General features: G+C 72.0%; 20 protein-coding genes and 1 pseudogene. 11 read left to right on the top strand and 10 right to left on the bottom strand.

The genetic code is table 11. The features are described 5' to 3' along the window. Nucleotide 1: 1 nt before the first annotated feature. The gene (locus ACWFR3_RS11195; protein WP_453734294.1) at nucleotides 2-547 is read left to right on the top strand and encodes a GNAT family N-acetyltransferase; all 546 of its coding nucleotides are present in this window, start codon (nucleotides 2-4) and stop codon (nucleotides 545-547) included. Here the strand turns inward: ACWFR3_RS11195 and ACWFR3_RS11190 are convergent. From ACWFR3_RS11190 to ACWFR3_RS11180, 3 genes are all read right to left on the bottom strand, one after another. After that, on the bottom strand, nucleotides 525-980 hold the full coding sequence (locus ACWFR3_RS11190; RefSeq protein WP_453734293.1) for a hypothetical protein: 456 nt from the start codon (nucleotides 978-980) through the stop codon (nucleotides 525-527). The genes ACWFR3_RS11195 and ACWFR3_RS11190 overlap by 23 nt on opposite strands. 75 nt (nucleotides 981-1055) lie before the next feature. After that, nucleotides 1056-1793: an ABC transporter permease gene (locus ACWFR3_RS11185; protein WP_453734292.1), complete on the bottom strand. Its 738-nt coding sequence runs from the start codon at nucleotides 1791-1793 to the stop codon at nucleotides 1056-1058. 2 nt (nucleotides 1794-1795) lie between these two features. Beyond that, nucleotides 1796-2728 carry an ABC transporter ATP-binding protein gene (locus ACWFR3_RS11180; protein WP_453734291.1) on the bottom strand — a complete coding sequence of 311 codons (933 nt, stop codon included), beginning with the start codon at nucleotides 2726-2728 and terminating at the stop codon, nucleotides 1796-1798. 108 nt (nucleotides 2729-2836) lie between these two features. Between ACWFR3_RS11180 and ACWFR3_RS11175 the strand changes: the two genes are divergently transcribed. The 3 genes from ACWFR3_RS11175 to ACWFR3_RS11165 all read left to right on the top strand — a co-directional run bounded on the left by ACWFR3_RS11175 (nucleotide 2837) and on the right by ACWFR3_RS11165 (nucleotide 6008). Continuing rightward, the gene (locus tag ACWFR3_RS11175) at nucleotides 2837-4054 is read left to right on the top strand and encodes a sensor histidine kinase (RefSeq protein ID WP_453734290.1); all 1218 of its coding nucleotides are present in this window, start codon (nucleotides 2837-2839) and stop codon (nucleotides 4052-4054) included. Nucleotides 4055-4081: 27 nt separating this feature from the next. After that, the gene (locus ACWFR3_RS11170) at nucleotides 4082-4744 is read left to right on the top strand and encodes a response regulator transcription factor (protein ID WP_453734289.1); all 663 of its coding nucleotides are present in this window, start codon (nucleotides 4082-4084) and stop codon (nucleotides 4742-4744) included. 106 nt (nucleotides 4745-4850) lie between these two features. Beyond that, nucleotides 4851-6008 (top strand): ROK family transcriptional regulator, encoded by a 1158-nt coding sequence (locus ACWFR3_RS11165; RefSeq protein ID WP_453734288.1) that lies wholly within the window; start codon nucleotides 4851-4853, stop codon nucleotides 6006-6008. A 30-nt stretch (nucleotides 6009-6038) separates the two neighbouring features. Here the strand turns inward: ACWFR3_RS11165 and ACWFR3_RS11160 are convergent, their stop codons facing one another. Both ACWFR3_RS11160 and sigJ read right to left on the bottom strand, forming a co-directional pair. Beyond that, nucleotides 6039-6800, bottom strand: coding sequence for a GntR family transcriptional regulator (locus ACWFR3_RS11160; RefSeq protein ID WP_453734287.1), 762 nt, complete (start codon nucleotides 6798-6800; stop codon nucleotides 6039-6041). 257 nt (nucleotides 6801-7057) lie between these two features. Next, nucleotides 7058-7948: an RNA polymerase sigma factor SigJ gene (gene sigJ, locus ACWFR3_RS11155; RefSeq protein ID WP_453734286.1), complete on the bottom strand. Its 891-nt coding sequence runs from the start codon at nucleotides 7946-7948 to the stop codon at nucleotides 7058-7060. Between the two features lie 184 nt (nucleotides 7949-8132). On the opposite strand from sigJ, the gene ACWFR3_RS11150 reads away from it, so the two are divergent. Further along, complete coding sequence (locus ACWFR3_RS11150; protein ID WP_453734285.1) at nucleotides 8133-8978, top strand: alpha/beta fold hydrolase; 846 nt, start codon at nucleotides 8133-8135, stop codon at nucleotides 8976-8978. A gap of 456 nt (nucleotides 8979-9434) precedes the next feature. On the opposite strand, the pseudogene ACWFR3_RS11145 reads toward ACWFR3_RS11150, so the two are convergent. Beyond that, nucleotides 9435-9839, bottom strand: a pseudogene (locus ACWFR3_RS11145) (EamA family transporter); the annotation flags it as partial. A 113-nt stretch (nucleotides 9840-9952) separates the two neighbouring features. On the opposite strand from ACWFR3_RS11145, the gene pdxR reads away from it, so the two are divergent. Next, a complete protein-coding gene (gene pdxR, locus ACWFR3_RS11140; protein ID WP_453734284.1) occupies nucleotides 9953-11389 on the top strand; it encodes a MocR-like pyridoxine biosynthesis transcription factor PdxR in 1437 nt (478 codons plus the stop codon). Here pdxR and ACWFR3_RS11135 read toward each other — a convergent pair. Further along, entirely contained in the window at nucleotides 11347-11757 is a 411-nt protein-coding gene (locus ACWFR3_RS11135; RefSeq protein ID WP_453734283.1) for a VOC family protein, read from the bottom strand. The two genes, pdxR and ACWFR3_RS11135, sit on opposite strands and share 43 nt — an antisense overlap. Nucleotides 11758-12089: 332 nt before the next feature. On the opposite strand from ACWFR3_RS11135, the gene ACWFR3_RS11130 reads away from it, so the two are divergent. Beyond that, entirely contained in the window at nucleotides 12090-13673 is a 1584-nt protein-coding gene (locus tag ACWFR3_RS11130; RefSeq protein ID WP_453734282.1) for an alkaline phosphatase D family protein, read from the top strand. Between the two features lie 153 nt (nucleotides 13674-13826). Beyond that, nucleotides 13827-15290 carry an N-acetyltransferase family protein gene (locus ACWFR3_RS11125; protein WP_453734281.1) on the top strand — a complete coding sequence of 488 codons (1464 nt, stop codon included), beginning with the start codon at nucleotides 13827-13829 and terminating at the stop codon, nucleotides 15288-15290. On the opposite strand, the gene ACWFR3_RS11120 is transcribed toward ACWFR3_RS11125, so the two are convergent. Then, entirely contained in the window at nucleotides 15241-16488 is a 1248-nt protein-coding gene (locus ACWFR3_RS11120; RefSeq protein WP_453734280.1) for a trans-sulfuration enzyme family protein, read from the bottom strand. The two genes, ACWFR3_RS11125 and ACWFR3_RS11120, sit on opposite strands and share 50 nt — an antisense overlap. Before the next feature lie 60 nt (nucleotides 16489-16548). Here ACWFR3_RS11120 and ACWFR3_RS11115 point away from each other — a divergent pair, with 60 nt between their 5' ends. Further along, a complete protein-coding gene (locus ACWFR3_RS11115) occupies nucleotides 16549-17082 on the top strand; it encodes an Lrp/AsnC family transcriptional regulator (RefSeq protein WP_453734279.1) in 534 nt (177 codons plus the stop codon). 32 nt (nucleotides 17083-17114) lie between these two features. Continuing rightward, a complete protein-coding gene (locus ACWFR3_RS11110) occupies nucleotides 17115-18839 on the top strand; it encodes a DUF885 domain-containing protein (protein ID WP_453734278.1) in 1725 nt (574 codons plus the stop codon). A 19-nt stretch (nucleotides 18840-18858) separates the two neighbouring features. Here the strand turns inward: ACWFR3_RS11110 and ACWFR3_RS11105 are convergent, their stop codons facing one another. Both ACWFR3_RS11105 and ACWFR3_RS11100 read right to left on the bottom strand, forming a co-directional pair. After that, the gene (locus tag ACWFR3_RS11105; protein ID WP_453734277.1) at nucleotides 18859-19704 is read right to left on the bottom strand and encodes an SDR family oxidoreductase; all 846 of its coding nucleotides are present in this window, start codon (nucleotides 19702-19704) and stop codon (nucleotides 18859-18861) included. 64 nt (nucleotides 19705-19768) lie between these two features. Further along, nucleotides 19769-20266, bottom strand: a complete 498-nt coding sequence (locus ACWFR3_RS11100; RefSeq protein WP_453734276.1) for a rhodanese-like domain-containing protein — start codon at nucleotides 20264-20266, stop codon at nucleotides 19769-19771. A gap of 94 nt (nucleotides 20267-20360) precedes the next feature. Here ACWFR3_RS11100 and ACWFR3_RS11095 point away from each other — a divergent pair, with 94 nt between their 5' ends. Then, on the top strand, nucleotides 20361-20807 hold the full coding sequence (locus ACWFR3_RS11095; protein ID WP_190084232.1) for an Lrp/AsnC family transcriptional regulator: 447 nt from the start codon (nucleotides 20361-20363) through the stop codon (nucleotides 20805-20807). The last annotated feature ends 15 nt before the right edge of the window (nucleotides 20808-20822 follow it).

Here is a 20822-nt window from a genome sequence, read left to right as displayed (position 1 = left end):
GATGCCTCTGATCCAGACACCCCGCCTCGTGCTCAGGCGCTGGCGCGAGAGCGACATCGCCCCCATGGCCGTCATCAACTCCGACCCGGAGGTGATGCGGTGGATCGGCGACGGCTCCGTCCACGAGAGCGAGGAGGAGACCCGGTCCCGCATCGCGATGTGGGAGCACGAGTGGGAGACCGAGGGCTTCGGGCTCTTCGCGGTGGAGGTCCGCGCCACCGGTGAACTCGCCGGGTTCACCGGGCTCTCCGTGCCGCACTACCTCCCCGAGGTGCTGCCCGCGGTGGAGATCGGCTGGCGGCTCGGACCTCCGTTCTGGGGACAGGGCCTGGCCACCGAGGCGGCGCGCGCTGCCCTGGGCTTCGCCTTCGCCGACCGCGGTCTCGAGCGGGTCGTCAGCATCGTCCAGGTGGGCAACAACGCTTCCGAACGCGTCATGAACAAGCTCGGGATGCGCGTGGAGCGGGGCGCCGTCGATCACCACTGCGGTCGCCCCATCCGCATCCATGTCCTCGACGCGCCCGCTACGGGGGATCGATCTCGGTGACCACGGCGAGGAGCTGGAAGGGCAGTTCCCTGTCCCACTGGGAGACGCCGAGGGCGATCCATCTCCCGTCGGCACGCCACAGGTGAAGATCCGGGACGGAGGAGCTCAGGGTGCCCCACGGCTCCGGTATGTCCTCGCTCGCACTGTCGTATCCGTCGCCCTGCGCCCGCTCGAGCACGCTCGCCAGGCTGAATATCTGCGGCGCTCCCCAGCGCTCGGCGAGCAGGACGCTCAGGCCGTCGCGCTCTGCCTCGTACTGATCGGCGGCCGCCTCCACCTGCGTGATGTCGGCATCCCAGAAGTCGTCACTCGTCAGTAACTCGGCGATGCGATACCCCGGACCACCGTCGCCGTCGTCCGACCTGCCGTGCTCCACCGGGAACTCCCGTGAGCGCAGCAGGTCGATCGCGGCGAGATGCTGTGCGGTACTCATGGCATCCAGTAAAGCGGCCACCACTGACAACTGGCCCGCCGTCAGGCCCTCGGCGGCACGATTTGGACATACGCCTCACGCGTCGCGTCGCCGCAGCGCCCACCAGCCCGCGAGAAGCGCGGCGGCCGCCCATGCCGCCGTAACGGCAAGTCCCGCCCACGGTCCCAGAGTTCCCGTCGGGTTCTCGTGCAGGATCTGCTGACCCGCGCGGTCCGGCAGGAAGCCCGCGACACCGTTCGCGACATCCCCGATCACGAAGGGCACGATGAGCGTGAACGGGATGAGGATGCTCAGGACGGCGACCCCGCTGCGCAGCAGCGTGGTCAGGCCCGCGGCGAGCAGCGCCATCAGCGCGAGGTAGATGCCCCCGCCGACGCACGCCCGCAGGGCACCGTCATGGCCGAGGCCGATGGCGTAGTCCCCCATGAACGCCTGGCCGGACAAGAACCCCGCGAAGCTGGTCAGGAGGCCCACACCGAGCGCCAGCGCGCCCACCACCGCGACCTTGGCCCCGTAGAAGAGCCCTCTGCGCGGCACCGCGGAGAGCGAGATCCGCAGCGCGCCGTTCAGGTACTCCGAGGACATCGCCGTCGTACCGAAGCTGATGGCGGCGACCTGGCCGAAGTTGAGCGCGTAGAAGGCGAAGAAGAGCGGTTCGTAGTCGGCGTTGTCGGCCTCCGCCGTGCCGACCGAGGCGAACGCGAGCACGGTGATGGCGAGGGTGGCCACGAACACGGAGATGAGCGAACCGAGGCTGGCCCGCACCGACCTGATCTTGATCCACTCCGAGCGGAGTACGGCGGTCGTCGACATGGTCAGGCCTCCTGGCGGGGCGTCGTGGCGGTGGCGGCGAACTCGGTGTCGTCGGCCGTGAGGGCGAGGTAGGCCTGCTCCAGGGAGGCCTGCTCATCGGAGAGTTCGAGGAGCGGAATGCCGTGACCTGCGGCGATGGATCCGATCTCGCCGGCCTGCGCGCCTTCCACCGTCCAGCGGCCGTCGTCCCCCGCGGCCATCACGTACCCCTTGTCCGTGAGGAGGCCCCGCAGCCGGTCGATCGAAGGGGTGCGCAGCCGGACGCGCGGGCTGCTGTGCGCCGCGATGAAGTCCGGCATCGAGGTGTCGGCGAGCAGCCTGCCCCGGCCGAGGATCACCAGGTGGTCGGCGAACGTGGCCGTCTCGTTCATGAGATGGCTGGAGACGAGGACCGTCCGGCCCTCTCGGGCGAGGCGCCGAAGGAGCTCGCGGATCCAGATGATGCCTTCGGGGTCGAGGCCGTTGGACGGCTCGTCCAGCATGATGACGCGCGGGTCGCCGAGCAGCGCGGCCGCGATGCCGAGGCGTTGGCGCATGCCGAGCGAGAACGTCTTGATCCGGCGCCCCGCCACGGCGGCGAGCCCCGCCTCTTCGAGTACCTCCTCCACCCGGCGGGCAGGGATGCGGTTGCTGGCGGCGAGGGCGAGGAGGTGGTTGCGGGCGGTACGCGATCCGTGGGCGGCCCCGGCGTCGAGCAGGGCCCCCACGTGGTGCAGGGGTTCCTCGATGTCCGCGTAGGGGCGGCCGCCGATCGTCGCGGTGCCCGAAGTGGGGCGGTCGAGGCCGAGGACGAGACGCATGGTGGTGGACTTGCCGGCGCCGTTGGGGCCGAGGAACCCGGTGACCTTCCCCGGGCGGACGGTGAAGGTCAGTTGGTCCACCGCGCGGGTGGTGCCGTACTCCTTGGTGAGGTCTTGGACGTCGATGCTGGTCATGGGTCCAGACTCGCGGCCGGGCGGCTGTCGGGGCTTCCCCCGGCCGGGGGCTTCGTCTCCCCCTCACGGGGGAGCCGGGCCGGGGTGTGCGGCTGGCACGATGACTCGATGCCCCGCTTCCTCCGGCCGGTCACCCGAGCGGTGACCTATACGCGCTGGCTGCACCTGCTCATCGGCTCGGCCATCGCCTTGATGGGTGCGTTCGTCACGCCGGGGCTCAGCAGTCCCTCAATCGGCCCCTGGACGCAGATCGCGCTTCAGCCGATCCCGCTGGTGGCGACGGCCGCCCTGCTGCTGCCGTCCCTGCGCAGGGCGGAGGGGCTGCAGGCACGGCTGATGCTGTTCCCGGGGCAGCACGCGCGCGTGCCGGGTGACGACGAGGACTCCGGCATCTCCGTGGTCCCCTCCGCTTCGTGGCGTGACCGGGGCAGGACCGCGCTGTGGGCCGTGTTTCGCCTGGAGGCAGGCTTCGCGGCGGGGTTCGTCACGGTGCAACTCCTCGGGACCGCGCTGGCCCTGGTGGACACGGCGTCCGAGCCCGGCGACGGGGCCGGGCTGCTCCTTCCGCTGCCCGGCCAGAACCCGCTGAACGCACTGCTCGTGCCGGTCCCGATCGCGATGCTCCTCGCGGTGATCGTGGCCGGGGGCAGGCTGACCACGTGGACCGCTCGCCGGCTGCTCGGCCCCTCCCCCAAAGAGCGCCTCGCCGTCCTGGAGGAGCGCACGGAGCAACTCCTCGAACGCACTCGCATCGCGCGCGAACTGCACGACTCCATCGGTCACGCGCTGACCGTCGCGGTCGTCCAGGCGGGCGCCGCACGGGCCGCCGCCGACCCGGAGTTCACCGACCGCGCGCTGGACGCCATCGAGGAGACCGGCAGGGCGGCCCTCGAAGACCTGGAGCGTGTCCTGCGGGTCCTCCGGGAGGACGAACGACCCGCGAGTCAGCGGCCCACGCTCGCCGACGCCGACCGCCTCCTGGAGTCCGCGCGGGCTTCGGGGGCAGAGGTCGACACCGAGGTGTCGGGCCCCCTGGAGAGCGTGCCGGGACCGGTGTCCCGCGAGGGTTACCGCATGCTCCAGGAGTCGCTCACCAATGTGTTGCGCCACTCCGGGCCGGTGCCGGTGAGCGTGCGGATCACGGTCGGCGACGGCGTGCTCGGCATGCGGGTGCGCAACACGCTGCCGCCGGGGACCGCACCGACCGGCCGCGGCGGCAGCGGCCTGCGCGGCATCCGGGAACGGGCCACCCTTCTGGGCGGCCGGGCCACCACGGGCCCCCGCGAGGGCGAGTGGCAGGTGCACGTCGAGCTGCCCCTGGGGTGATCCCCCGGGGTGATCTACGCTGACCGGATGCCGGTCACTGTCCTCCTCGTCGACGACGAACCCCTCGTACGCGCCGGTCTGCGCGCCGTCCTGGAGGCGCAGCCCGACATCGAGGTGGTCGGCGAGGCGGCCGACGGCGCCGCGGTGATTCCGCTCGTGCGCCAACTGCGGCCCGACGTGGTCGCCATGGACGTCCGCATGCCGCTTCTCGACGGCATCGAGGCCACGCGGGCCGTCGTGCGCACCGTGCAGGACCCGCCGAAGATCCTCGTCGTGACGACCTTCGAGAACGACGAGTACGTGTACGAGGCGCTGCGCGCGGGCGCCGACGGTTTCCTGCTCAAGCGCGCCCGGCCCGCCGAGATCGTGAACGCCGTCCGGCTCGTCGCCGAGGGCGAGTCGCTGTTGTTCCCCGCGGCGGTGCGGCAGCTGGCGGGCGAGTACGGGCGGCGCCCCGGCAACACCGCGGCCAGGGCCGCCCTGGAGCGGGCCGCGCTCACCGAGCGCGAGTCGGACGTGCTGCGTCTGATGACGCGCGGTCTGTCGAACGCGGAGATCGCGAGGGAGCTGGTCGTGGGCGCCGAGACCGTCAAGTCCCACGTGAGTTCCCTGCTCGCCAAGCTGGGGGCCCGCGACCGGACGCAGGCGGTGATCACCGCGTACGAGTCCGGTTTCGTCGCACCGGGGTAGACATGGCCGATCAGCACTCTGCGTCACAGGAGGGCCCGGCACTCGCAGTGGTCGGCCCCGGCGAGTACGATCCGCCCATCATGCGCACGAGCTGGGAGGACGGACGTTGGGGCGGCTGACCGGCGGGGATCCCTCTCTGCTGCGGCGGATCAACTCCGCGGTGGTGCTGCACGCTCTGCGTGCGGCGGACTTCGCGACACTCACCGAGATCACCCGGATCACCGGGCTTTCACGACCGACCGTCGAAGGCGTGGTCGAAGGGCTCATCGAGGCCGGGCTCGTGGTGGAGACCGCCGCCGAGGAAGGCGCGGCCAGACGCCAGGGACGTCCCGCACGGAGGTTCCGCTTCCGGGCCGAGGCGGGGCATCTGCTCGGTCTGGAAATCGGCCCGCACCGGGTGGCCGCCGTCCTGTCGGACCTGGACGGCCGGGTGATGGGCACGGCGGCCAGGGACGTGGACGAGACGGCCTCCGCGGACGAGCGCATCGAGCGCCTGCGCACGGCGGTGGCGGACCTGCTGCGCCGGGGCGGGATCGCCCGCAGCTCCCTGCGCGCGGTGGGCGTCGGCAGCCCCGGCATCGTGGAGGCGGACGGCACGGTCCGCCTGGGCACCGCGCTGCCGGAGTGGACGGGACTCCCGCTGGGCGAGCGCCTGCGCAGGTCCTTCAAGTGTCCGGTCCTGGTGGAGAACGACGCGAACACGGCGGCCGTGGCCGAGCACTGGAAGGGCGCGGCGACCGAGTCCGACGACGTGGTGTTCGTCCTGGCGGGGCTCAGCCCGGGAGCCGGGGCGCTGATCGGCGGACGGCTGCACCGCGGGTACGGCGGCGCCGCCGGGGAGATCGGCGCCCTGCACCTGCTCGGCCGTGACGTGACCCCCGAGACGCTCCTGTCGACCACGGACGAGCCTTTGCACCCGCTCGACGAGCAGGCGGTTGCGGAAGTGTTCGCCCACGCGCGCGAGGGTGACGAGCGGGCCCAGCAGGCCGTCGAGCGGTACATCCAGCGTCTGGTGCACGACGTGGCGGCGCTGGTGCTCGCCCTGGACCCCGAACTGGTCGTCGTGGGCGGCTGGGCGGCCGGTCTCGACGGCGTGCTGGAGCCGCTGCGCCGCGAGTTGGCCCGTTACTGCCTGCGACCGCCCAGGGTGGCCCTGTCGATGCTCGGCGAGGCCGCCATCGCGACGGGCGCGCTGCGTCTGGCCCTCGACCATGTCGAGGAGCAGCTGTTCGCGGTGGAGGGAACGGTCACGGCGCGCCGCTGAAGCGACGCGCCGTGGACAGCAAGAGCGGTGTCAGGAGGCCTGGCGCTCCGGGCCGTGGTGGATCTCGACGCCGCCCGCGTCGCCGAACGTGAGGCGGCAGGTGTCGGCGCGGTAGGTCGCCACGGACACCGCGGCGGTGCGTCCCTCTGCGAAGAACCGGGTGGTCACGACCAGGACCGGGGCTCCGGGCAGCCGGTCGAGCGCCTTGGCGTCGTCCGCGCGGGCGGAACCGAGCTCGACGGCGCGGTCCTGTCCTTCGAGGCCGAGCCGGTGCAGCTCGCGCAGCACGCCACGCGCGCGTGAGGGTCCGGTCGGGGCGTCGATGGCGGAGAGCTCGGCGACGGACGATGTCGGTACGTAAAGGAGCTCGGCGGCCACGGGCTGGCCGTGCGAGACGCGGGTGCGGCGCACGACGTGCACCTGCTCGTCCGCGGGGGCCTCGAGCATGCGGGCCACCTCGGCGGGCGGTACCGCCGGTGCGCAGTCCGCGGGCTGCCAGGCGTCGCCGACCTCGCCCGGCCAGGTGCCTTGTGCGGAGCCGACCGCCACGCCCATCCGCGGCGGGGCGACGGTCGTGCCGACGCCGCGGCGGCGCTGCAGCCTGCCTTCCAGCTCCAGCTGTTCCAGTGCCTGGCGGAGCGTGGCCCGGGCGACGCCGAACCGGGCCGCGAGATCACGCTCGTTGGGCAGGATCTCGCCGACGGCGAACTCGGAGTCGAGTGCCTCGCTGAGCACGGTCTTGAGGTGCCAGTACTTCGGCTCCGGAGCCGCTTCCAGCTGCGTGGTCCCCACCCTGTCCTCCGCAATCGCCGTGTGCCGGCGGCTTTTTAACGCCCTTGTTTATTAAAGGTCCTTGCACTATCTCTGGCGACGATAGAACGGCACCCACCCTTGGTCAAGACCAATCCTCGATCCGTTACAGCGCGCACAGGGACGATGCCACAGAGCATTCACGCGTTGTTGGCGTCGGTCCACGCGCGCGTTGCGAACAAGACAAAAACCCCCGCCTTGGGTGACGGGGGTCTGTCATCTGCGGTTTCGGCTGCGGCCTAGGAGGCGAAACCGATCAGCTTGTCCGGGTTGCGCACGATGTAGATGCGGGTGATCCGCCCGTCGACGACGTCCAGTTGGAAGACCGAGTCCGGTTTTCCGTCGACCAGGAAAAGGACTGATTCGGCGCCGTTGAGTTCCAGGAACCGGGCCTCGAGCTCCGCCCCCTCCGGTACGCCCTTGCGGGTCGCGCCGCCGAGGAAGCGGCCCACCTTGTCGGCCTTCTCGATGACACGCAGCGGCCCCCGGGCCTTGCCGCCGCTGTCGCCGACCAGGCGTACGTCGGGGGCGAGCAGGGACATCAGGCCGTCCAGGTCGCCGCTGGTCGCCGCGGCGAGGAACCGCTCGGTCAGGTCACGGCGCTCGCCCGGATCGACCGCGTAGCGCGGCTTTCCCTCGTCGACGTGCTTGCGGGCCCGCGCCGCGAGCTGCCGCACGGCCGGCTCACCGCGGTCAAGGGTGAGGGCGATCTCCGAGAACGGGAATCCGAAAGCCTCCCGCAGCACGAACACCGCGCGCTCCAGGGGTGACAGTGACTCCAGTACGACCAGGACGGCGATGGAGACGGAGTCGGCGAGGACCGCCTGCTCGGCGGTGTCCGGGGCGGTCGGGCCGTAGTCGGTGACGAGCGGTTCGGGCAGCCATTGGCCCACGTAGAACTCGCGCCGGGACTGCACGTGGCGCAGCCGGTCGATGGCGAGCCGGGTGGTGACGCGCACCAAGTAGGCACGCGGCTCGCGCACTTGCGCCCGGTCGGCCGCCGACCAGCGCAGCCAGGACTCCTGCACGACGTCCTCCGCGTCGGCCACCCGGCCGAGCATGCGGTAGGCCACGCCCATCAGGACGGGCCGGTGCTCTTCGAAGACGTCGGTCACGGTGTCGGTCGCCACACGTCCATCCCAGCCGACGGGCCACGCGGTGTCCAGGCGGGACGGGTGCGTCGCTCCCCACACGGGCCCGGGGCTGCGGCTGCGCCCGCCCTCTTGAACTGGAGGCTACTGAGCGGTAATTGTTGCTGACAAGGTGTCTAAGGTGTCTGAGGACCGTCGCCGGGCGACGGGGACTGGAGCAGCAATGGCCGCAGAGGTGTCTTTCAGCGTCGAATCACCCGGCGGCCCGCGGGCCTTGTCCGTCGCCTACGAACGGGCCGGCGAGGGTGAGCCGCTGCTCCTGCTGCACGGCATCGGCCACCACCGCCAGGCGTGGGACCCGGTGTTCGGCATCCTGGCCGCCGAGTACGACGTGACAGCCGTGGACCTGCCGGGCTTCGGGGAGTCCCCCGCGCTCCCCGAAGGGCTTCCCTACGACATCACCACGGTGGTGTCCGTGCTCGGCGCGCTGTGCGAGGCCCTGGAGATCGAGCGTCCGCACGTGGCGGGCAACTCGCTGGGCGGTCTGCTCGCCCTGGAGCTCGGCCGGGAGAAGCTCGTGCGCTCGGTCACCGCCCTGTCCCCCGCCGGCTTCTGGACGCCCGGCGAGCGGCGCTACGCGTTCAACACGCTGCTCGCGATGCGGCACGGCGCGCGGCTCCTCCCGCTGCCGCTGATCGAGCGGCTCTCCCGGACCGCTGCCGGGCGTGCGGCGCTCACCAGCACGATCTACGCCCACCCCGGCCGCCGTTCACCCGAGGCCGTCGTCGCCGAGACGCTCGCGCTGCGCGACGCCCGGGGGTTCGAGCAGACTCTCGCCGCCGGACGTGACGTGCTCTTCGGCGACGACGTGCCCGGACTGCCGGTCACCGTCGCGTGGGGCGCGCGCGACCGCATCCTGCTGCGCCGCCAGGGGATCCGCGCCAAGCACGCCGTCCCCGAGGCCCGCCTGGTGCGCCTTCCCGGCTGCGGGCACGTCCCGATGAACGACGATCCGGCCCTCGTCGCGCGTGTCGTCCTCGACACGTGCCGCCGCCCGGCGGCCGCGTAGCACGCCGGAGCCCAGGGCCACCCCGGCGCCGACGAGCGCGCTCCCCACGGCCTGCGGGACGCCGTAGGCGCCGGTCCCGACCAAGGGGGCGGTGAAGGCCGCCGCCACGGGAATCAGACCGGAGAAGAGGGTGGCCCGCTCGGCGCCGATGCGCTGGATGCCCGAGTACCAGCAGACGAACCCGATGACGGTGACGATCGCCGCCTGCCACAGCAGGGCCGCTGCCTCGGTGGTGCCGGGCACCCGCAGAAAGTCCCCGCCGTCGGCCACGACGCCGATGAGGGCGGACTCGGCGGCGGCGATCCCGCACACCGTGGCGGAGAGCAGCTTCGGGCCGAGCGGTCGTAGGACGGGCACGGCGAGCACCGCGAACCCGACCTCGCCGGCGAGCGCGCACACGGAGAAGAGGATGCCGACGGCGTCCGTACGGCCCCACCCCTGCACGGTGAAGGCGCCCGCCGCGACGATCAAGGCACCGTAGATGACGGCCCGTTGCGGCTGCCGTCCCTCAAGAAGCGGCACGATGACCGCCACGACGACCGGGGCGCATCCTACGAAGACACCCGGTACGGCAGGTTCCGCGGTGCGTTCGGCGGCCAGGATCGCCAGGTTGAACCCGACCATGCCGACCGCTGCGAGCACCGCGAGCCGCCCCCACTGGCGCCGGGTCAGGCGGGCGAGCGGCGCCGTGCCGCCCCGCCCGAGCAGCGGCAGGAGCAGCAGACAGGCCAGGGCGTAGCGCAGGAACTGGCCGCCGGCGTACGGGTAGTCGCCGAGGAGGCTGTTGGCGGTGAAGGAGCCGCCGACGAGCAGGCAGGCGAGGGCCGCGAGCAGGGACCCCCGCGTGAGGTTCGTGTTCATGCCCCTGACGCTAGGAACGGACGCGGACCGGTTTAAGGTCCACTTCCGGGGCCGGTTCGGGGACCACTTTTCTGCGGGACCCGTGATCCCTTACGTACAGGAGGCGCATCCCGATGACAGGAGCGGCCGGTACCGCCGCCTGGGAGCTGCTGCTGCCCGCCGCGTCCGCGCCCGCCCGCAGCCGTGGCCGCAGCCTGCAGTCGGCGCTGCGCGAGGCGGTCAGGTCCGGGCAGCTGACACCGGGGACGCGGCTGCCCTCCAGCCGGGCGCTCGCCGCCGACCTGGGGGTCTCGCGGGGGCTCGTCACGGAGGCGTACGAGCAGCTGACGGCCGAGGGGTATCTGCGCAGCGACCGCGGCGCGGGAACCTGGGTGGGCGGCGCGGCGCGCAAGGCCGCTACGGGCACACGAGATCTGGCGCCGCGGCCCGTCCACGCGCGCGTGGACTTCATCGCGGGCACCCCCGACCTGTCCCTGTTCCCGCGCGCGGCATGGGCGGCGGCGCACCGCGGTGTCCTGGCCGAACTGCCCCACCAGGTCCTTGGCTACCCGGACCCGCGGGGCCTGCCCCGGCTGCGTACGGCCCTCGCCGGACTCCTCGTACGCCGCCGGGGTGTGGTCGCCGACCCGGAGGGGATCGTCGTCTGCTCCGGAGTGGCCCAGGCCATGGCGCTGCTCGGGTTCGTGCTCCACGCGCGCGGGGTGCGCCAAGTCGGCGTCGAGGATCCCGGCAGCCCTCAGCACGACGATCTGTTCGCGTCGGCGGACGTCGCCACGGTGCCGGTCCCCGTCGACGACGAGGGTGTGGACATCGGCGTACTGAGAGAACTCGGCCTGCGCGCGGTCGTCACCACGCCCGCCCATCAGTTCCCGCTGGGTATCGGATACTCGGCCCGGAGACGGGCCGAACTCCTGCACTGGGCACGGTCAGTGGACGGTCTGATCGTCGAGGACGACTACGACGGGGACTTCCGCTATGACCGCGCCCCGGTGGGCGCCCTGCAAGGACTTGATCCCGAACACGTCGCGTACACGGGCTCGGTCAGCAAGTCGCTCGCTCCCGGCCTTCGCCTGGGCTGGCTGCTCGTACCGGAGTCGATGAGCGATGAGGTCGTCGCCCGCAAACGCATGATGGACCTGGGCAACCCGGTACTCGACCAGGCGCTCCTCGCGCGATTCGTCGAACGCGGTGACTACGACCGTCAGTTGCGCCGCTGCCAGCGCGCCTACCGCGAGCGCAGGGACGTACTCGTCGCGGCGCTCGACCAGCACTTCCCCGGTACGGAGGTGACCGGGATCGCCGCAGGACTGCACGTCATCGCCCGGCTGCCCGGGCGGTGGGGTCCGCAGGAGTCCTTCCTGCGGCGGGCCTCGGCGGCCGGGGTCGCGCTGCGGCCGCTGAGCGACTACGGCTCGGCGCCCGGCCCTGGCGTGCGCCTCGTGCTGGGCTACGCGCACCTGGCGCCCGCCCAGATCGCCGAGGGGGTGCGGCTCCTTTCCGGGGCGGCTCAGGAGTTGGACCACGCGCGCGTGCAGAGCACCAAGCGGTAGCCGTCCGGGTCTTCGACGGTGACGCCCCACTCGTTCCAGTACGGGTTGGGGGACAGGACGCGTGTGCCGCCGTGCGCCTCCAGGCGGGCCACGAGATCGTCGGGGACCGGTTCGTCGAGATAGATGACGAGCAGATCCTCGTCCGTGGGCCGGGGCAGGACCGGCTTGTCGGCCTCGTGGACGAGTTCGAGATGCCAGGACGCGTCCGGCCATCCGGCCATGAGCAGGTCGTGCTCGCCGGGAGCGGCGCCACCCTCCGACCGCCATACGACGTCCAGACCGAGGCCCGTCACCCAGAAGCGCTCCGCCGCCGCGAGGTCGCGGGACGGGCGGGCTATGCGGATGTGGCTCTGACCGTTGACAGGCATGGGGCTCCCCCTGGTGATGCATCGACGTGATGCTCCGGCGCGGCGCGCTCGACCGTGCGCCGCTGCCGCCGAGCGTAGGCAGGCGAGCGATCGTCGCGCATCGGCCGTCCGGCCCCGGCCGCGTGGCGGGACCTTGCGACCTCCGTTCTGCGACCTCCGTCCTGCGACCTGCGTCCGGAGACCTGCGACCGGGGATGTAGACCACATAGCGTTCGCACACCGGTTCCCTTTATCCCATGGGCAGTTGTTCACTTGTGGTTTGTGTGTGCGCCGCAGCGCACCATTAGTTGTTGCCCTGCACACTGGTCCGACCTGTCACTGGAGGCGCATTCATGTCACACCCTCAGCCGAGCCCGTCCCCTCGCCGCCGCAGTGTGCTGCGCGGTTCGCTCGCCCTGCCGGCGGCGCTGGCCGTGCCGTCCCTCTCCGGGGCCGCTCCGGCGCTCGCCCTGTCGGGACGCCCGCGGGCCGAGTGGGGCGTGCAGGCCGGTGACGTGACGGCGCACGCGGGCCTGGTGTGGGTGCGTTCCGACCGTCCGGCCCGCATGATCGTGGAGACCTCCGCCACCGAGTCGTTCCGCGACCCCGTCCGCTGGAAGGGCCCTCTGCTCGGCCCGGACACCGACTTCACGGGGACGACGCGGCTGCGCGGACTGCCCGCGGGCGAGCAGATCCACTACCGCGTGCTCCTGGCCGACCCGGACGACCCCCGGCGCACCGGGGAGCCGGTCACCGGCACGTTCCGTACGTCTCCGAAAGGCCGCAGGGAAGGCGTGCGCTTCCTGTGGTCGGGCGATATCGCGGGCCAGGGGTGGGGCATCAACCCCGACCGCGGGGGCTGGCGCATCTTCGAGGAGATGCGCCGCAGGAACCCGGACTTCTTCCTGTGCAGCGGCGACAACATCTACGCCGACGGGCCCATCCTGCCGAGCGTCACCCTGCCCGACGGCAGCACGTGGCGGAACGTGACCACGGAGGAGAAGTCGAAGGTCGCCGAGACGCTCGCGGAGTTCCGCGGCGCCTTCCGCTACAACCTGCTCGACGAGAACCTGCGGCGCTTCAACGCCCAGGTCCCCTCCATCGTCCAGTGGGACGACCACGAGGTGAAGAACAACTGGTATCCGGGGCAGATCCTGACCGACGCCCGCTATACGGAGAAGAACGTGGACGTCCTCGCCGGGCGCTCCCTGCGGGCGTTCAGCGAGTACTTCCCCATCTCGACGCTCCCGCCGGGCGACGAGGACGGGCGGGTGTACCGCGTGCTGCGGCACGGGCCGCTCCTGGACGTGTTCGTCCTGGACATGCGCTCCTACCGCAACGCCAACTCCCCCGGCAGGCAGCCCGACGACACCACCGGCATCCTCGGCGCCCGGCAGTTGCAGTGGCTCAAGCGCGAGCTGTCGCGCTCGCGGGCCACCTGGAAGGTCATCGCCTCCGACATGCCGCTCGGCCTGGTCGTGCCCGACGGCTCGGCGAACTTCGAGGCCGTCGCGCAGGGCGACCCGGGCGCGCCGCTCGGCCGCGAGCTGCAGATCGCAGAGCTCCTGCGGCACATCAAGCACCGCAAGGTCACCGGAACGGTGTGGCTGACCACCGACGTGCACTACACGTCGGCCCAGCACTACGACCCCTCGCGGGCCGCGTTCAAGGACTTCGCGCCGTTCTGGGAGTTCATTTCCGGGCCGCTCGCCGCGGGCGGATTCCAGGCCCTCAAGCTCGACGGGACGTTCGGCCCCGAGCAGCGCTTCATCAAGGCGCCGAACCGCGCCAACACCTCACCGGCCGAGACCCCGCAGTACTTCGGCGAGATCGACATCGACGGCGACAGCGGCGAGCTGACCGTGCGGCTGCGGCAGGAGGGCGGCGGGGTGCTGTTCACCAAGGCGCTGCAGCCGGGGCGGGTGGGACAGGAGTGATCATGGCCTCGAACGCGCAACGAAAGCGCATACCCGGACGCCAAGAGCGAGCAAAGAGGAATTAAACGGGCAGAAGGTCTCTTAACTCGTCAGTCACAGAACGTTCGTGATCACGCAACACCCTTCCTCCACAGTGGCTGTATGAGTGCAGACATGTCTGATGTGAAGCGAACCAAACACGGCCGTCCTGTCCACCACTGGCGGCGGGATCTGGTGGAGCTCGCCGCCCTCTTCACGGCTGTGGCCGTGGCGGACGCGGTGGCGAACATGATCGGGCACGGGCCCGACGGTCCCGCCCTGCTCGTGATCTCGGCCGTGGCGCTGCTCGCCACGGTCGGGTTCCACACATGGTGGGCACGCCGCCACAACCACGCACCCCCGACGGCGGACGATACCGGCGCCCGGCCGCCCACCGCCGGGCAGCCCGGGCAGCGGGACCGGGAGCCGGCCGGACCCGTGACGGCCATGGAGCAGGCCGGGGCCGCCGCCGCGGAGTCGTCCGCGGGGGCGACGACGCTGTGGCGGATGCGCACCACGGTGCGGGACGAGCCGGGCTCGCTCGCCGCCCTGTGCACGGCCCTCGCGCACGGCAGGGTCGACATCCTGAGCCTCCAGGCGCACCCGCTGGCCGAAGGCACCGTCGACGAGTTCCTGCTGCGTGCCCCCGCCGACCTGCCCGCGTCCGAGATCACCCGTGGCGTCTCGCACGCGGGCGGCTTCGGCACCTGGATCGAGCGGGCGGACGCCCACGACCTGGTGGACGCCCCCACCCGCATCCTGGGCCTGGCCACCCGCACCGCCCTGGACGCCGCCGAACTGCCGCTCGCACTGCGCCAGTTGCTGGGCCGCTGCACCATCCGGTCGCTGCCCGCGAAGGCACCGGGATCGTCCGGACCACAGGCGGAAAAGCCCGTCGAGGGCGCGCTCGAAGGCGAAGGCACGGTGCTGCGGCTGCAGGCGCCGGAAGGCGAAGTGATCACCGTGGAGCGGCCGTATCTGCCGTTCACGCCCACCGAGTTCGCCCGTGCGCGCGCCCTGGTCGAGCTCGACACCCGGCTCGGCCCCCGCATCCCGCACAGCCAGGACGTACTGACGCTCGCCGAGGGCAGCGCCATCACCGTGCGCCGCGCCGACACCGACGACGTCGAGGCGGCCAAGGCCATGCACGAGCGCTGCTCGCAGCGCACCCTCGGCATGCGGTACCACGGTCCGGTGCGGGACGCCGACCGCTATCTGAACCACCTGCTCAGCCCGCGGTTCGGCCGCACCCTGGCGGTGCAGACCGCGTCCGGGCGCATCGTCGGCCTCGGTCATCTGCTCTGGGACGGCGACGAGACCGAGATCGCGCTGCTCGTCGAGGACGACTGGCAGCGCCGCGGCATCGGCAGCGAACTGCTCGGCCGCCTGGTGACGATGGCCGTCGAGGCGGGCTGCGAGAGCGCGTACGCGGTGACGCAGGCGTCCAACACGGGCATGGTCGCCGCGATGCGCGGCCTCGGACTCCCCCTGGACTACCAGATCGAGGAGGGCACGCTGGTCATCACCGCCCGCCTCGAAGCGACGCCGGTCAGCTCACGACTGCCGTACGACCCCTCCCAGCAGGAGCGGACGCACTAGCAGCCGGGGCGGGGGCCGGGCCGAGGGCCCGGTCGAGGTCCTGCCACAGGTCCTCGACGTCCTCGAGCCCGGCCGAAAGCCGCAGCAGGCTGTCGCTCACGCCCGACGAGCGCCGGTCCGCCGCGTCCACCACCCGGTGGCTGATGGACGCCGGATGCTGGATGAGCGTGTCGACGCTGCCGAGACTGACCGCCGGGGTGATCAGCCGCACCCCGGCGGTCACCGCGTGCGGATCGCCGATGACCTCGAAGGCGACCATGGCGCCGCCGAGCCGCGGATAGTGCACGCGGCGCACGCGCGGGTCGGCGGCCAGGCGCCGCGCCAGTTCCGCCGCGTTCGCGGAGGCGGCACGTACCCGCACCGGCAGGGTGGAAAGGCCCCGCAGGAGCAGGTATCCGGCGAGCGGATGCAGCACACCGCCGGTGGCGAAGCGGACCTGCCGAAGCTGCCGGGCGAACTCCTCGTCGCACGCGACCACTCCGCCGAGTACGTCGCCGTGGCCGCCCAGGTATTTGGTGGCACTGTGCAGCACGAGGCGCGCCCCGCTCTCCACCGGCCGCTGGAGCACGGGCGTCGCGAAGGTGTTGTCGGCGAGGAGCGGCACCGTGCCGCAGGCGTGGGCCACCGCGCGCAGGTCGAGTTCGGCGAGGGTGGGGTTGGCGGGCGACTCGACGAGCACCAGGCCGGTGTCGGGGCGGATGGCGTCGGCGATCCCGGCGGGGTCGACCCAGGTGACCTCGGAGCCGAGCAGCCCCGCGGTGAGCAGGTGGTCGCTGCACCCGTACAGCGGGCGGACGGCGACGACATGACGCAGTCCTGCCGCTCCCCGTACGAGAAGGACCGCGGTCAGCGCCGCCATGCCGCTCGCGAACGCGACCGCGCTCTCGGTGCCTTCGAGGCGGGCCAGGGCGGTCTCGAAACGCGCGACCGTGGGGTTAGCGAGGCGGGCGTAGACGGGCGGCCCGTCGTCCAGGGCGCCGTCGGCGGCGAAGGCGTCGATGCGCGCCGCCTCGCCCCGGGTGTCGTACGAGGGGTATGTGGTGGACAGGTCGATCGGCGCGGCGTGCAGGCCGAGCCCGGCGAGGTCGTCGCGTCCGGCGTGCACTGCCTCGGTGGCGAGGGCGCGCGGCGCGGCGGGCGGTACTGCCGTGGGAGCCGGGTGGCCGGATCCGGTGCGGGATTCCGTGTTCGTGTCCATGCCGGACAGCCTGAACAAAGGCCGGTGCCTGATGGTTGAACCCCGTGCTACGTTCGGCGAGTGGCTGAATCTGTCGTACTCGACCCGGTGGATCTCCGAATACTGCGGCTGCTGCAGAACGATGCCCGGATCACCTACCGCGATCTCGCGGCCCAGGTGGGCGTCGCGCCGTCGACCTGTCTGGACCGTATCTCCCGGCTGCGCCGTTCCGGTGTGATCCTCGGTCATCAGCTGCGGCTCGATCCGGCGAAGCTCGGGCGCGGCCTGGAGGCGCTGCTCTCCGTGCAGGTGCGGCCGCACCGGCGGGAGCTCGTCGGGCCGTTCGTGGAGCGGATCAGGGCGCTGCCGGAGTCCCGGTCGGTGTTCCATCTCGCCGGGCCCGACGACTATCTGGTGCATGTGGCGGTGGCCGACACGGCGGACCTCCAGCGGCTCGTCCTCGACGAGTTCACGGCGCGGCGCGAAGTGGCGCGCGTGGAGACCCGGTTGATCTTCCAGCAGTGGGAGTGCGGGCCGCTCCTGCCGCCGGGGCCCGGTGCCGACGACCGTCCCGGGGCCGATGACCAAGGGGCAACCTCCGGCCAATCCTGCTGACGCGGGGTTGTCCCGCATACGAGTATGTCCGCATGTCAGACACGAAGATCCCGAGCCCCAACGCGAGCGAGAGCGCCGATCCGCTGCCTCGCCAGGTCGCCGACACCTATGTCGACGAGCTCATTGCCCTCGACCCCATCAACGGCACCTATCTCGGCGTCAGGGCGAGCCACAGCAAGCTCCCCGACACTTCTCCGGCGGGCCAGGACGCCATCGCGGAGCTCGCCCGCACGACGCTCGCCCGGCTCGACGACGCGGAGCGTCTGCCCGGCGCCGACAGTGACGCCGAGCGCCGGTGCGCACGGCTCCTGCGAGAGCGGCTCACCGCCGAACTCGCCGTGCACGAGGCCGACGAGGGGCTGCGCGCGGTCGGCAACCTGCACACGATTCCGCACGCGGTGCGCGAGATCTTCACCGTGACGCCCATGGAGACGGACGAGGACTGGGCGGCGATCGCCGAACGGCTGCGGGCCGTGCCGGCCGCGTACGAGGGATATCGTGCCTCGCTCGAACTCGGTCTTGAACGCAAGCTGTTCGCGCCTCCCCGCCCGACGGCCACCTTCATCGAGCAGCTCGGCGAGTGGGCGGGGCCCGGCGGCAGCGAGGGCCGCGGCTGGTTCGAGGAGTTCGCCTCGGAGGGCCCCGACTCCCTTCGCGCCGAACTGGACGCCGCCGCGCGCGCCGCCACCGCGTCGGTCGTGGAGCTGCGCGACTGGATGCGGGACGTGTACGCGCCCGCGATCGAGGGCGCCCCCGACACGGTGGGCCGCGAGCGCTACGCCCGCTGGTCGCGCTACTTCAACGGCGCCGACCTGGACCTCGACGAGGCGTACGCGTACGGCTGGTCCGAGTTCCACCGGCTGCTCGGCGAGATGCGCACCGAGGCCGAGAAGATCCTGCCCGGCGCCGCCACGCCGTGGGTGGCGCTCGCCCACCTCGACGAGCACGGCACGCACATCGAGGGCGTGGACGAGGTGCGGGTCTGGCTGCAGGAGCTGATGGACGAGGCGATCGAGGCGCTTGACGGCACCCACTTCGAACTCGCCGAGCGGGTACGCAAGGTGGAGTCCCGCATCGCCCCGCCGGGCGGCGCCGCGGCCCCGTACTACACGCCCCCGTCGGAGGACTTCTCGCGTCCGGGGCGGACATGGCTGCCCACCATGGGCGACACCCGCTTCCCCGTGTACGACCTGGTCTCCACCTGGTACCACGAGGGCGTGCCCGGCCATCACCTCCAACTGGCGCAGTGGGCGCACGTCGCGGAGAACCTCTCCCGCTACCAGGCGACCATCGGCATCGTCAGCGCCAACGCGGAGGGCTGGGCGCTGTACGCGGAGCGGCTGATGGACGAGCTCGGTTACCTCACGGACGCCGAGCGCAGGCTCGGTTATCTGGACGCGCAGATGATGCGGGCGCTGCGCGTCATCGTCGACATCGGCATGCACCTGGAGCTGGAGATCCCGGCGGACTCGCCCTTCAGGCCCGGCGAGCGCTGGACCCCTGACCTGGCGCAGGAGTTCTACGACGCGCACTGCAGCCGTCCCACGGAGTACGTCGCGAGCGAGATGACCCGCTACCTCTCCATCCCCGGCCAGGCCATCGGCTACAAGCTGGGCGAGCGGGCGTGGCTGCTCGGCCGCGAGAACGCGCGGCGCCGCCTGGGTGAGGCGTTCGACGCGAAGAAGTGGCACATGGCCGCGTTGTCGCAGGGGTCGCTGGGTCTCGACGATCTGGTGGACGAGTTGTCGGCGCTCTGAGGCCCTTCGGAGGTGGCTTTCAACGGCGGAAGCCGCCCTCCGAATCGATCACCTGCCCGGTGATCCACTCGGCCTCGTCCGTGGCGAGCCACGCGATGAGCCGGGCCGGATCATCGGGCATGCCCCACCGCCCGGCCGGAAACCTGGCCGCGATCGCCCCGTAGACGTCACCGGTGAGGTAATCCGTGTCCACCGGGCCGGGGTTGACGGCGTTCACGGTCACGGCGTGCTCGGCGAGCGTCGTGGCCAGGGAGCGGGTGGCGGAGGCCAGGGCTCCCTTCTGCAGGCTGTAGGCGATCTCGTCGGGCATGCCGCCCGCGATGTCCTGCCCGGACGTCATCATCACCACGCGTCCGCCGGGCGTACGAGGGGGCAGCCCCGCCCGCAGCCGCGCGTACGCCTGCACGAGGAGGATCACCGACCTGGTGTCCACCGCCCAGTGGGTGTCCAGCATGGCGGCGTCGATGGTGTCGAGGGTGCCGTCGGCGCCGCTGACCGCGTGGTTGGCGACGAGGATGTCGATGCGCCCGCCGAGCGCTTCGGCGGCCGTGGCGATCAGTTCACCCGGGGCGGCGGGGTCCGCGAGGTCGGCGGGCCCCTCGTGGACGGCTGCCGCCGGATCTCCGAGCGCCTCGCGCACTCCGGCAACGACGTCGGCGGGGCGGTCGGCACCCCAGGGCATCGCGGCGTCGTGCGGCACGTGGTGATGCAGATAGACGCCGGCTCCGTACGCGGCGAGGCGTCTGGCCACGGCATATCCGATGCCGCCGCGCCGACTGGCTCCGGTGACGAGAGCGGTGCGACCGCGCAGCGGCAGAGGATCACGCCGCAGCGCTTCGGGGGCGGGGTGCGGAAGTTGGGGCATGGCAGATCATGATGAGGGGCGCGGGGCCGGGGCGCATCCCATTTGCGGCGCGCTCCGTTCCGTCTCAGCAGCCGCAGTCCTCCGCGTCCAGCGGCGCCGTCAGCGGGTCGGGGGTACGCCGCTCGCCGCCCTCCCAGGTTTCGAACGCGAAGCCCTCGCGGGCCCAGTACTCGAAGCCGCCCAGCATCTCCTTTACCTGGAAGCCCAGTCGGGCGAGGGCGAGGGCGGCGCGGGTCGCGCCGTTGCAGCCGGGGCCCCAGCAGTAGGTGACGACGGGGACGGACTTGTCGAGGAGCCGCTCGGCCTGCTCGGGGATGAGCGCGGTGGGGAGGTGGATCGCACCGGGGATGTGTCCCTGGTCCCAGCTCCCGGTCGAGCGGGAGTCGACCACGACGAAGCCGGGGTCACCGTCGGCGGCGAGCGCCGACGCCACGTCGGACACGTCGGCGTGGAAGGCGAGGCTCGCGCCGAAATACGCGGCGGCGGCAGCCGGGGAGGCGGGGGCGACCCGCAGGACGGAATTCGGGGCGGTCGTCGGTTCTGTGTTCGTCGCTGTGCTCATGGCAAAAAATCTACGGGCGAAGCCACCGCCCCAGAAGAGCCGATCCCCGGCCTACCTCTTGATCGGCCGGGGATTCCCCTGTTATCTCTCAGGCATGACCGGCTATTCCACGGACGCCACCGACTGGCGCATCCTCGACGTCCTCCAGCGCGAGGGCCGCGCCAGCTACGCCGAACTGGCGCGCGCCGTCTCCATGTCCCCGAGCGCCGTGACCGAACGGGTCCGCAGGCTCGAGGAGGCGGGCGTGATCCAGGGGTACGCGGCCGTGGTCGACCCGGAGCGACTGGGCCTGCCCATCCTGGCGTTCGTGCGGCTTCGCTACCCGAACGGCAATTACAAGCCGTTTCATGACCTGGTGGAGGCGACGCCCGAGATACTCGAGGCGCATCACGTCACCGGCGACGACTGCTTCGTGATCAAGGTCGCGGCACGCTCGATGAGTCACCTGGAGGAGGTCGCGGGGAAGATCGGCGCTCTGGGGTCCGTGACCACGAGCATCGTCTACTCCTCTCCCCTGCCGAGGCGCCCGCTGGGCAACTGACCCCGGCCGCCCTGC

The organism is Streptomyces sp. NPDC055189, assembly GCF_053606765.1.
The sequence above is the reverse complement of the archived record's forward strand: the minus strand, read 5'-3'. Positions and strand labels throughout refer to the sequence as shown.